Below are 11790 nucleotides of genomic sequence, written 5' to 3'. Positions count from 1 at the left end.
GGTGCCGTGTGTGGGGCTAGGAAAGCGCTGCTTAGGCCTTCTTTTCCTCCAGGAGTTTCATCAGCTCTTCTTGGGCTTCGCGGCGGCGAATCTTACCCAGCTGGTCGCGCGGCATTTCCTCGAAGTGATAGAAGGTGCGCGGCACCTTATAGCGGGTGAGGCGCTCGCGGCAGTACTTCTTCAAACCTTCTGGATCCAAAGCCGCACCCGGGTTGAGGGTGATGCAGGCAACCACATCTTCGGACCCATCCGAACGTGGACGACCCACCACCGCACAATCTTCAATATCCGGGTGGCTAAGCAATGCTTCTTCCACTTCCGCGGGGTAGACATTAAAGCCGCCGGTAATGATGACTTCCTTAATGCGGGCAACCAGGCGTACGAACCCATCCGGTTCCATCACACCCACATCACCGGTGCGATACCAACCATCGTGGAAGGCTTCTTCGGTGGCTTCTGGTTTATTCAAATAGCCGGCAAAAACCTGCGGGCCCCGCACCAGCACTTCGCCTTCTTCACCATCGGGCAAGGTGCGATCCAAATTATCGCGATCAGCAATCTTGACCAAGGTGTCTGGGAAGGGGATACCCACATAGCCAGGCCGGCGATCATCGGTCATGGGGTTCCCCACAATCACCGGACTGGTTTCCGTTAGGCCATAGCCTTCCACCAGGCGACCATGGGTGGCAGCCTCCCAGCGTTCCACGGTGCGTGGCGGCAAGGTGGAGGCACCGGAGAAGGAGTTGCGGATACCGCGGATAGAAATATTTTGTTCCTCGGAGGCATCCACAATGCGCTCATATAGCGTGGGCACACCAGGTAGCCAGGTGGGTGTGTGCTTCTTGATCACATCCATCACCAGGTCAATCCGCGGGGTAGGCAATAATGCCATCTCACTGCCGGTATAGACCGCCAGGGTGCCCACCATTGTTAAGCCATAGGCGTGGAACATAGGCAGTGCTGCCAGCAGGCGTTCTGGGGTATCACCCAAGCCCGGTACCCAGGCTTTACCTTGGAGCAGGTTGGCAAAAAGATTGCCGTGGGTCAGCTGCGCGCCCTTCGGGGTGCCGGTCGTACCGGAGGTGTAGAGCACCAGCGCAATGGATTCCTTGGTGACACTTGGCTCTGATTTCACATCGCGGCCATCCCCACCAATGGCATTGCCAATCAGGGTGTCCCAGGGAACCGTGTTGGGGGCTTTGGCGGTCAAAGAGTCACGGGTTTTGCGCAGCGGCGGGATGGGCAGTGACAAAGCGAATTGTTTAATCCGCGGCATTGCTTCGGTCATATTCACCGACACAATGGTTTCCAGGGCGGTCACTCCACGCAGTTTTTCCAAGGTGGGGGCAGCCTTATCCCAACAGATCGCCACGCGGGCACCGTGGTCAGCGAAGGGGCCTTCCAACTCGTGGGAGGTATACAGCGGGTTGTGTTCCACCACGGTGGCGCCCAGCTTCAATACCGCCCAAAAGGCGGCAATGTGTTGGGGGCAGTTCGGTAGCACAATGGCTACGCGGTCACCGGGGCGCACACCGAAGGCGCGAAGCCCAGCGGCGGCGCGGCGGACCTGGCGGTCAAGTTCGGCATAGCTTTGGGTGCGACCAAAGAACCAGGTGGCTGGTTTATCCGCGTGGATGGCGAGGTTGTTGTCATAAACATCCAGCAGGGTGGTGTCCCCGTAGTCCAGATTGTGCGGAGTCCATTCTGGGTAGTACTGCAGCCAGGCTTTGGATTCCAGTGCTGACATTATTACTACATCCTTCCTTGGCGCAGCTTCCCTACGCCTACGTAAGTTTTGTCGGTCCAAGTCTAACCATCATGCCTTCCTAATAGGATGGCAGGCATGCGAGTCGCGATGATTTCCATGCACACCTCCCCGCTTCAACAGCCAGGTGTTGGTGATGCCGGTGGCATGAATGTTTATGTCCTTTCCACCGCCACTCACCTGGCCAGAAGGGGAATCCAGGTGGATGTTTATACCCGGGCTACCCGGCCTTCCCAAGGCGAAATTGTGGAGGTGGAAAAGAACCTCCGTGTGATCAATATCGTTGCGGGCCCCTATGAGGGGGTGGAGAAAGAAGAGCTGCCCACCCAACTCACCGCCTTTGCTGGCGGGGTCTGGCAATTCGTGCGCTGCCACAACCTCGGATACGACCTCATCCACTCGCACTATTGGCTTTCCGGGCAGGTCGGCTGGTTACTTCGCGACCTTTTCGATATCCCATTCGTACACACCGCGCACACCCTTGCCGCGGTAAAAAACACCTATCGCGCTGCAGAGGACACTCCGGAATCCGAGGCCCGGCGCATCTGCGAACAACAATTAGTCGATAATGCTGACCTTTTAGTGGTCAATACCGAAGAAGAAGCCCAAGACCTGGTTACCTACTATGACGCCACCAAAGCCAAAATCGCGGTGGTAGCCCCCGGCGCGGATACGGAATTATTTTCCCCCGGTGATGGCCGCGCCACGGAATTAGCACGCCGCCAACTCGGCATCCCACTACCAGCCAAAGTCGTGGCTTTTATTGGTCGCCTTCAAACCTTCAAAGGCCCGCAGGTGCTCATTAAAGCCGTCGCGGAATTAGTAAAGCGCGACCCAGAAAGAAATATGCGGGTACTTATTTGCGGTGGTGCGTCCGGGCAAAGCACCAACCCGCATGAATACCGCGATTTGGCCTGTGAATTGGGGGTGGAGCGCCGCATTCGCTTCCTAGATCCCCGCCCACCGGAAGAATTAGTCACCATCTACCGTGCGGCAGATGTGGTGGCCGTGCCCTCCTATAACGAAACCTTCGGGTTGGTAGCCATTGAAGCCCAAGCCTCCGGCACCCCGGTGGTGGCAGCACGCACAGGTGGTCTACCCATTGCGGTGGCAGAAGGAGAAACCGGTTTGCTGGTGGAGGGCCATGAAGCCACCGCCTGGGCGGATGCTTTAGAAGAGATCCTTGACGATGATGAAGGCCGCCAGCGGATGGCCCGGCAGGCGGTGCATCATGCAGCGACTTTCTCCTGGGATGCCAGTGCTGAGCATTTAGCGGAGCTCTATCAAGAAGTTATTGATGCCGAGGTCACACCGTCGAAGAATCGTGACGCATTAGGCGGCGGGAAGTGATCTTGTAGTCGCCGATGTGGTGTTTTCCCTGTTTCCCCTGCGCATTTCCGATACATTTCCGATCAAGCTCAAGCGGGCAAAGCTAAACGGTGGCATATTGGAGGTATGAGTACCGGAAAGTTAATCCTGCTTCGCCACGGCCAAAGCCAGTGGAACGCCTCCAATCAATTCACCGGCTGGGTGGATGTCAACCTCACCGAAAAAGGTGAGGAAGAAGCCCGCCGCGGTGGCGAACTCCTGAAGGAAAAGGGCCTTCTGCCCTCTGTTGTCTATACCTCTTTGCTGCGCCGCGCCATCCGCACCGCAAATATTGCGCTAAATGTTGCGGACCGCCACTGGATCCCCGTTATCCGTGATTGGCGTCTCAACGAACGCCACTATGGTGCGCTGCAGGGTCTGAATAAGGCTGAGACCAAGGAGAAGTACGGCGAGGACCAGTTCATGTCCTGGCGTCGCTCCTATGGCACCCCGCCGCCGGAACTCGCTGAGGATTCCGAGTTCAGCCAGGCCCATGATCCGCGCTACGCGGACCTGGATAAGGTGCCGGCCACTGAGTGCCTCAAGGATGTTGTTGAGCGCCTCATCCCCTACTACACCGCAGAGATCCAGCCGCGTTTGACCCGCGGTGAGACCGTGCTGATTGTTGCCCACGGCAACTCCCTGCGTGCCCTGGTCAAGCACCTGGACAATATCTCTGATGAAGATATTGCCGCCCTGAATATCCCCACCGGCATCCCGCTGCTTTATGAGATCAATGAGGATGGTTCTGTTGCTAACCACGGCGGCACCTACCTGGATCCGGAAGCTGCTGCTGCTGGTGCTGCTGCGGTCGCCGCTCAAGGCGCCAAGAAGTAGCGCGGGGCACTATCGGGCCTAGCTAAGCCAGGAAACGAAGGTCTCCAGCGTGCGGGGAAGGATAGCGGCATTTCTAGCCGGCGGCACCCTCAGTGCCGCCGTGGCACCCACTGTCCTTCCCACCTTCCGGCGAATTAGCGCCAAGCTCAAAGCACGCCGCGTCCCACCAGCGGACGCCCAACACATCACCACCATTTCCCAAGTCCTGAATCTCGCCATCCAGGGCTCACCAACCGGCATTGTTGTGCTGGAACGTGGGGGAAAGGTGGTGCTTTCTAATGCCCAAGCCCACGACATGGGCCTAGTGCATGAACACACCCTCAACCCAGAAGTCTGGGATGCCGCGCTTGAGGTCTACCGCGATAAAGAAACCCGCACCCTTGATCTCTCCATCCCACGGCGTCGCCCCGGCAGCCGCGTGAGCGCAGTCAGGGCAGTCATTAAACCGCTCACGCTTATTGATGAGCGCTTCGTGATCGCCTATGGCACCGATGAATCCGAAAATGTGCGGATGGAATCCGCGCGCCGTGATTTCGTGGCCAATGTTTCCCATGAGCTCAAAACCCCGGTGGGTGGTATGGCCTTGCTCGCCGAAGCGCTCATGGAATCGGTGGATGATCCCGAACAAGTCCATTACTTCGGTGGCCGCCTGCATAAAGAAGCACACCGCCTAGCGGACATGATCAATGAGCTGATCTCACTTTCTAAACTTCAAGGTGCCGCCGCTTTGCCGGATATGTCCCCAGTGAGTGTGGATGACATTATCGACGAAGCCATTAGCCGCAACCAGGTGGCCGCCGATAATGTCGAAATCACCATTAGTCGCGGCAACCGCACCGGCATTGTGGTTATTGGTGATCGCACTCTCTTGGTCACCGCCATGACCAACCTCATCTCCAATGCGATTAACTATTCCCCGCATTGCGCGCCGGTAAATATTTCCCAACACATCCGCAGCAATGGGGAAGTGGTCTCCATCCGTGTGACCGACCGCGGCATCGGCATCGCCCCGGATGATCAAAAACGTGTTTTTGAAAGATTCTTCCGCGTCGACAAAGCACGCTCCCGCCAAACCGGCGGCACCGGCCTGGGGCTGGCCATCGTCAAACACGTCATCGCCAACCACGGCGGCCGCATCGAACTGCGCTCTAAGCTGGGCAAAGGCTCCACTTTCATCATTGAGCTACCCACCGTGCCGGACCCTGCGCACACCGCGCATCCCGAGCACACCGCGCACACCGCGCACAGCACGCCGCATGGCCCCACCTCCAGCGCCATCGCTCATAATGGGTACACGGTGATCCCCACCCCACCGGATGAGGTTATCCGCGATAAAGACAATGAGCGCAGCACCCCCAGGCCCAGCGCACATACGCCTTCCACCCCCAGCGATGACCTTAAGGTCCCCGAGCTCGGCGACCTCAGCACGGATCCATCAGTGCCTCCAAGCAGCTCCGTGCCTTCTCACCCCCACACCCGGCGCCAGGAAGAGAATGACAGCAAATGACTCACAACATGACGCCCAAAAGCCACACTCCCGGCCACGCCGCAGGCCTCACACCTAACGCGAACCTCGCCCCCACTGTGGTGCTCCTGGTCGAAGACGAAGATTCCCTCGCCGACCCCCTGGCCTTCCTGCTGCGCAAAGAAGGCTTCGAGGTCATTATCGCCGGCGATGGCCCCACCGCCCTGGTGGAATTCGACAACAACGATGTCGATATTGTGCTGCTTGATCTCATGCTCCCCGGCATGTCCGGCACCGATGTGTGCCGCCGCCTGCGCGCTGTCTCCCAGGTTCCCGTCATCATGGTCACCGCGCGGGATTCCGAAACAGACAAAGTCGTGGGCCTTGAAATCGGCGCCGATGACTATGTCACCAAGCCCTTCTCCTCCCGCGAACTCATCGCTCGCATCCGCGCCGTGCTGCGCCGCCGCGAACCCCAGGACTTCGAAGACCCCAATATCCTCAAAGGTGGGCGCGTCTGCATGGATCTCGATTCCCACAGCGTCACCGTCGATGGTGAGGAAGTAAATATGCCGCTCAAAGAATTCGAGCTGCTGCATTATCTGCTCTCCCACGCCGGCAAGGTGCTCACCCGCGCTAAACTCATCGACCGCGTCTGGGGCGAGGACTACGTCGGCGACACCAAAACCCTCGACGTGCACATTAAACGCTTGCGCTCCAAGATCGAGCTGGAGCCCTCTAGCCCCCGCAACCTCGTCACCGTCCGCGGCGTGGGCTACCGCTTCGAGCCTTAAATCCTCCACCTAAAAAATTTTTTGGGCTTCCTTCGAGACCCGCCTCCCGCCGCGCGCCACAGATCGCACCCCCGCTGCGGCAGAGGGTTGCGCTATGCCGCACCACCTTTGTCGCTACACCATCCCCGCCGGATGCGGGCGCAGTAGCTGCGCACCCACCTCCGCGCGACGCCGACAATGCGCGGCTAACACCTCATAAGCGGCATCACCCATTAGTGCCCTTAACTCCGTTTCCTGGGATTGCCACAAGGGTTGGCTGCTGGTGTGGCACCCAGGTGCCCCGGAGCAATACCAATCAAAATCTTCGCCACCATTACCCCAACCGCGGCGATCATATTCCCCAATGGTGGTGCGCAGAATCTCCCGCCCATCCGGGGTCTCCTCATAGGCCTCCACCCGGCGTAAAGGCAATTGCCAACACACCTCCGGTTTCACAATGGTCAATTCCTCCTCGGCGGCTAAAGCCCACTGGTGCAAGGCACAACCGGGGGTAAACCTGGGGTCGATCCCGCGGTTCGCGAAAATACAAGCACCCTCATGCACCACAGTTTTTAAAGCCGGCTCCGGTTCCCCATCATCACCATCAAGTTCATCCCATTCCAACCAGGGCTCTAGTTCAATGGGATCTTCATCAACTAAAAACTCATCCACCGCGGCAGGGCGTAATTCCCAAAAACTCGCGGGCATGCGTTTCACGGCATCTAATAGTTGCTCGCGGTCTTCCTCATCCGCTAAATAGGCCCCATGGTTACAGCAGCCAACACTGGGATTAGCTGCATCAATGCCCAAACAGCGTGGGGTGCCAAACCCACACGCCCAATGTGATTCCAGCCAGGTTAAATCAATGCTGAAAAGATGCTCGGGGTCCTCTGGGTTGGTGAATTCAAACCATTCCCGCGGAAAATCCGGGGGCACTTCCCGCCCGGCGCGGATACTTGCCGCAGCGGGGGAGGAGGCCGGGAAACCAAGATTCACAATGCCTGAGCCAGGCAGCGTTGGGGGAGCAGCACCAGGTGCTTGTTCGGTGCCACCGGGTGCTTGCGCGGCAGCTTCTGCTGCTGCTTCTTGGGGGCGGGGTAATGGGCAATTCACACTTCGACAGGCTAGACCGTCTAGGGTTTAGATGTGCGTTTAGGTGTTTTAGATGTGGGAAGTAACACGGTTCATTTGGTGGCCATTGATGCCCGAACCGGCGGTCACCCAACCCCAATGAGCGATTGGAAGACCTCCCTGCGCTTGGTTGAGCTCTTAGATAAAGAGGGCAATATCGATGAGCGCGGCATCAAAAAGCTCACCAACTCAGTAGCTGAAGCAACCGAATTATCGCGCACCCTAGGCTGCAAGGAGCTCATCTCTTTTGCCACCTCAGCGGTGCGTTCGGCGAAGAACTCTGAGGCGGTGCTCAACCATGTGGAAAAGGAAACCGGGGTGCGCCTGGAGGTGCTCTCCGGGGAGGAAGAAGCCCGCCTGACTTTCTTGGCGGTGCGCCGCTGGTATGGCTGGTCAGCTGGCCGGATCACCAACTTGGATATCGGTGGTGGTTCCTTAGAGCTTTCTACTGGCTCAGATGAAGAACCTGATTCCGCTTTCTCCCTGGATCTTGGTGCGGGGCGTCTAACCCACCTGTGGTTTGATACGGACCCGCCGGAACGCAAGAAGATTAATGTACTGCGCGACTATATTGATGCGGAGCTGCAAGAACCCGCCCGGATTCTGCGCAGCCATGGCCAGGCCCGCTTGGCGGTGGGTACTTCCAAGACTTTCCGCACCTTAGCGCGGCTTACGGGTGCGGCTCCTTCGGCGGCTGGCCCGCATGTCACCCGTACTCTTACCGCACCGGGTCTGCGCCAGCTGATAGCGTTTATCTCCAGAATGACTGCTGCTGATCGCGCTGAGCTGGAAGGCATTAGCGCGGATCGCTCGCACCAAATCGTGGCCGGAGCTTTGGTGGCTGAGGCTTCCATGCGTGCCTTGGGTTTGGAAAAATTAGAAATCTGTCCCTGGGCGTTGCGCGAAGGAGTTATCCTGCGCCGCATCGACAAGGGTTTGGAGTAGGAGAGAGGACACAGGCACACACCATGAGTGAGGAGAAGCAGCTCACCGTCGCGGAGCTTTTAGCCCGCCGCGCCGCTGAGCGTGGCTCCAGTGGCGATGACACCCCGCGTCGCCCACGTCGCCGTCGCAGCATTGAAGAAGGCGGCATCTCTGTCGCTGAGCTCACCGGCTCCATCCCGCGTGTGGATCGCAAACCTGCAGAATCGCGACACTCCAGCGTCCCGATTGATCCCGAAGACGGTGCACATAAGGACAAAGTCCCGGCTGAGAAGCTGGTGAAAGAAGCCGAGGCTACCACCACTAAGGGGCCTTCGCGCACCCCCGAGAGCGAGGCTGCGACACCTGAGAAGGCTGCGGTTGCCAAGCAGGAAAGCTCTGCCGCGCCTGCTGCTTTAAAGCGCGAGAAGAAGGAAGAAAAACCCAGCGCCGCAGTTGCGCCGGTTGCGAAGCCTGAGGCGAAGCCCGAGGCGAAGCCCGCTTCCCCGAGCGTGGAGGACACCGCGCAGCTACGCCCCATTAAGGAAGCCGAAGGCCAGGATGCGGAAGCCACCGCCACGTTGCCGAAGGTAGACACCGCCGATAAGCCCGCCGCGGTAGCCGAGAAGCTCAAGAAAAAACCACAGGTGAAGGTAGCTGAGCAGGTACCGGCCGCAGTGGCTGTACCGGAGGTACAGGATAAGCCGCTTCCGGAGCTTCGCGAAGAAGACTATGACCTTGATGATGATGCCGATGCGGCCTCTGGTTCTATCTTCTCGGTGATTCTGCTGGCCATTGTGGGCATTGTGCTGGGCGTGGTGATCTTCATTGGTTTTGACCTGCTGTGGGATCACTTCAACCGCAAGTTTGTGGCTGCCCTGGCAGTAGCTGTTACCGCCGCCATGATTGGGGTTATTCACGCCATGCGTACTGCTCGTGATGGGCTGAGCATGCTGCTTGCTGGCCTGGTGGGCTTGTTGATGACCTTCGGCCCCTTGGTCATCAAATTGGTCTAACACCTCCGCATATGCTGCTTTGCCCCGCCTGGTGCGGGGCTTATTTTTTGCTACTCGCGTGCACCATCTGTCTAGGTGCGGCATAGCCGTGGGGTGAGTGCGGCGGGTTTTTAGTGCTCCTAGCGTGGCCCCCTCGGTCTCGGAGGAAGCTTAAAAACCGTTGTATGTGAGGAAGATTATTTGAGCTGGTGCCTGCGATAGTGGCAGGGTAGGGCGCATGGCTAATATCGCAGTACTTGGTGGCGGACGCATCGCCGAAGCATTGATCTCTGGGTTGATTGAGGCGGGCGCGGATCCGCGGAAGATTCGGGTGACGAATCGTAGTGCGGAGCGCGGGAAGGAACTGCGCGAAACCTATGGCGTGATGGATCTACGCGATAACACCCAAGCGGTGGATGGCGCAGATTTTGCGTTTATTTGTTTAAAGCCGGATGCGGTGGTGTCGGTGCTCAATGAGGTTTCTGACACCCTGGAAGATAATGACCACACCACCACGGTGGTCTCGATGGCCGCAGGGGTGAGTTTAAGCACCCTAGAAGACACGCTGAGCGCCGGAACGCCCATTTTGAGGGTGATGCCTAATACCCCGATGCTTTTGGGCGCTGGGATGTCTGCGATCGCGCCGGGCAGGTTCGCCCACGAAGAGCATATTGAGGCCGTGAAGGAGCTTTTGGAGACCGTCGGTGAGGTGATGGTCATTAAGGAAAGCAAGATGGATGCGGTGACCGCGCTGTCGGGATCCGCGCCGGCCTATTTCTTCTTAATGGCAGAAGCCTTGACGGACGCTGGGGTGGCTTTGGGGTTGGATCGTGAGTCCGCAGCGGTGCTTAGTGCCGCCTCGATTCATGGCGCTGGGGTGATGTTGCGGGAGTCCGGGGATTCCGCGGTGGAGCTGCGGGCGAATGTGTCTTCCCCGGCGGGTACTACGGTGGCGGCGATTCAGGCTTTTGAGGAAGCGGGGATCCGCAGTGCGTTTTATGAGGCAACGCAGGCCTGTGTGCGCCGCGCGGAGGCGCTGGGGCAGGAGAACGCCGAGTAACGGCGTGTTGGGAGCTTGGGGGCCCGTGGGGCTTGGGGCTCGCGACGGCTCGCGGAGCTGAATCAATCCGCGAGCAACCTCAGTTGGGGGTAGTGCAGATATCAGTTTGGTCACGCCTGACCCATCTTTAGCAGTGGAAACGTCAGCCCGCTAAGCGATCAGGGGTCACCGTACGCACTCAGGTCGCAGCAGTCACATACTTCACGCTAAGCTAGCTCAAGCACGTGCGTGTCCATCTGCGGGAGGGGAAGCCTGCAGCGCGCCACTTGCTGGAAGGCTAGATATATATGGCACATGAAGATAAGGGTACGTTCCTGACAGTTGCCGAAGTCGCGGAGATTATGCGCGTTTCGAAGATGACTGTTTATCGCCTGGTTCACTCTGGTGAACTGCCGGCGGTGCGCGTGGGTCGCTCTTTTAGGGTCCACGAGCAGGCAGTAAATGATTACCTCCAAGCCTCTTATTACGAGGCCGGATAAAGCATTTAACACCCTGACATCCCGCCCATTGTTATGACTCCCGTCATGACAGTGTGGCGGGATGTAGCCATTACTACGGTGTTGTGGTTGCCGCAGGAGGGGGGTTAAGGGTTAAAGGACAAAATGTGTGTTTTTCCCCGGCGTGTTGCGAGCGTGTTGTCTGCCGTTTTGGGTGTTCTGCATGGTCTCTCTGGATTGGGGGTGGTGTTAGTTGGTTACAGCCCTTGATGCTGTATCTGGCTTTCAGCCGAGCTGGCTAGCCTCGCGTTCCCGGTGCGGTTGGCGCGAACGATCTTGTGACGTGGGCTTCGAGGCTGCTCTAGTTGAGCGAGGGCTATGAATAGCGCATTGCCCAGATAGGAAGAGTAGCGGCCGGGAAGGGGTCGCTGCGCATTGTGTGCTGCTAATACAGCAAGTGCAGGTATGGGGTGAAGGTAACCGGAATTGTTCCTCAGGGGCAGTAAATCGCCGATTTAGCTACCCTGACCAGTCACAACCCCAAAAAACCACACACTTTTTGTCCATTACCCCCACGCTTGCGCTTAGCAACAGTACTGGTGTGTCTGGGGAATGTGCCCGTGCTGCCTGCTGTTGCTGAGTTAAGCCCATGAACTCAAGGGACAACTAAGTGCACGGGGGATCATGCGGGTTAAGTAGCAAAATGTGTGTCTGGTCGGTGTGTCGCCGGTTGGGACACACGGCTTGTTGTTTCAGGGGTGCTTTGCGAATGTCTATCGAGTATTTGCTTGGTTGATGAGGACCTTTTTAGTCGCGGTGTGGGGCACTGTGGTTGGCCATGCTTCTATGTGGAGACCGGGTAAATCGGTCGTTTGGCGTCCGCTGGTTTACTTGGTGGGCCTGGCTAGCGGGGACCGTGTTGTAGTGCAGGTGGCGTGAAAGTGGAGTGCTGTGCAGTTACGCGGCTTGGTCATTTGGTGCAGTTGTGGGTGGGTCACTTCGCAGCGAAGGTCGTTGCACTGCCATCTACGTAGATCT

General features: G+C 58.2%; 10 protein-coding genes. 8 read left to right on the top strand and 2 right to left on the bottom strand.

Features of this window, described 5'->3' with window-relative positions:
• Positions 1–31: 31 nt before the first annotated feature.
• Positions 32–1747: a long-chain-fatty-acid--CoA ligase gene (locus tag BMZ01_RS08285; protein ID WP_092286357.1), complete on the bottom strand. Its 1716-nt coding sequence runs from the start codon at positions 1745–1747 to the stop codon at positions 32–34.
• Positions 1748–1843: 96 nt separating this feature from the next.
• Between BMZ01_RS08285 and mshA the strand changes: the two genes are divergently transcribed.
• The 4 genes from mshA to BMZ01_RS08265 all read left to right on the top strand — a co-directional run bounded on the left by mshA (position 1844) and on the right by BMZ01_RS08265 (position 6229).
• Positions 1844–3115, top strand: a complete 1272-nt coding sequence (mshA, locus tag BMZ01_RS08280; RefSeq protein WP_092286355.1) for a D-inositol-3-phosphate glycosyltransferase — start codon at positions 1844–1846, stop codon at positions 3113–3115.
• Between the two features lie 105 nt (positions 3116–3220).
• Positions 3221–3970: a phosphoglyceromutase gene (locus BMZ01_RS08275; RefSeq protein ID WP_092286353.1), complete on the top strand. Its 750-nt coding sequence runs from the start codon at positions 3221–3223 to the stop codon at positions 3968–3970.
• Positions 3971–4019: 49 nt separating this feature from the next.
• The gene (locus tag BMZ01_RS08270; RefSeq protein WP_223845873.1) at positions 4020–5477 is read left to right on the top strand and encodes a sensor histidine kinase; all 1458 of its coding nucleotides are present in this window, start codon (positions 4020–4022) and stop codon (positions 5475–5477) included.
• Positions 5474–6229, top strand: a complete 756-nt coding sequence (locus BMZ01_RS08265) for a response regulator transcription factor (protein WP_223845872.1) — start codon at positions 5474–5476, stop codon at positions 6227–6229. The genes BMZ01_RS08270 and BMZ01_RS08265 overlap by 4 nt, the downstream gene beginning before the upstream one ends.
• A 114-nt stretch (positions 6230–6343) precedes the next feature.
• Here the strand turns inward: BMZ01_RS08265 and BMZ01_RS08260 are convergent, their stop codons facing one another.
• Complete coding sequence (locus BMZ01_RS08260; RefSeq protein WP_092286469.1) at positions 6344–7207, bottom strand: DUF3109 family protein; 864 nt, start codon at positions 7205–7207, stop codon at positions 6344–6346.
• Between the two features lie 147 nt (positions 7208–7354).
• Between BMZ01_RS08260 and BMZ01_RS08255 the strand changes: the two genes are divergently transcribed.
• The 4 genes from BMZ01_RS08255 to BMZ01_RS08240 all read left to right on the top strand — a co-directional run bounded on the left by BMZ01_RS08255 (position 7355) and on the right by BMZ01_RS08240 (position 10794).
• Positions 7355–8284: a Ppx/GppA family phosphatase gene (locus tag BMZ01_RS08255; RefSeq protein ID WP_092286351.1), complete on the top strand. Its 930-nt coding sequence runs from the start codon at positions 7355–7357 to the stop codon at positions 8282–8284.
• 23 nt (positions 8285–8307) lie between these two features.
• Positions 8308–9276, top strand: coding sequence for a hypothetical protein (locus BMZ01_RS08250; protein ID WP_092286349.1), 969 nt, complete (start codon positions 8308–8310; stop codon positions 9274–9276).
• Between the two features lie 217 nt (positions 9277–9493).
• Positions 9494–10315, top strand: a complete 822-nt coding sequence (gene proC / locus BMZ01_RS08245; RefSeq protein ID WP_092286347.1) for a pyrroline-5-carboxylate reductase — start codon at positions 9494–9496, stop codon at positions 10313–10315.
• A gap of 287 nt (positions 10316–10602) precedes the next feature.
• Positions 10603–10794 carry a helix-turn-helix domain-containing protein gene (locus tag BMZ01_RS08240; protein WP_092286345.1) on the top strand — a complete coding sequence of 64 codons (192 nt, stop codon included), beginning with the start codon at positions 10603–10605 and terminating at the stop codon, positions 10792–10794.
• The last annotated feature ends 996 nt before the right edge of the window (positions 10795–11790 follow it).

Origin of the sequence: Corynebacterium spheniscorum (genome assembly GCF_900113445.1) — a bacterium.
In the GTDB taxonomy this organism is placed as follows: Bacteria; Actinomycetota; Actinomycetes; order Mycobacteriales; family Mycobacteriaceae; genus Corynebacterium; species Corynebacterium spheniscorum.
The sequence above is the reverse complement of the archived record's forward strand: the minus strand, read 5'-3'. Positions and strand labels throughout refer to the sequence as shown.

Coding starts and splice junctions, on each gene's coding strand:
- BMZ01_RS08285 (WP_092286357.1), bottom strand. CDS start 1,747: ATGTCAGCACTGGAATCCAAAGCCTGGCTGCAGTACTACCCAGAATGG.
- mshA (WP_092286355.1), top strand. CDS start 1,844: ATGCGAGTCGCGATGATTTCCATGCACACCTCCCCGCTTCAACAGCCA.
- BMZ01_RS08275 (WP_092286353.1), top strand. CDS start 3,221: ATGAGTACCGGAAAGTTAATCCTGCTTCGCCACGGCCAAAGCCAGTGG.
- BMZ01_RS08265 (WP_223845872.1), top strand. CDS start 5,474: ATGACTCACAACATGACGCCCAAAAGCCACACTCCCGGCCACGCCGCA.
- BMZ01_RS08250 (WP_092286349.1), top strand. CDS start 8,308: ATGAGTGAGGAGAAGCAGCTCACCGTCGCGGAGCTTTTAGCCCGCCGC.
- proC (WP_092286347.1), top strand. CDS start 9,494: ATGGCTAATATCGCAGTACTTGGTGGCGGACGCATCGCCGAAGCATTG.
- BMZ01_RS08240 (WP_092286345.1), top strand. CDS start 10,603: ATGGCACATGAAGATAAGGGTACGTTCCTGACAGTTGCCGAAGTCGCG.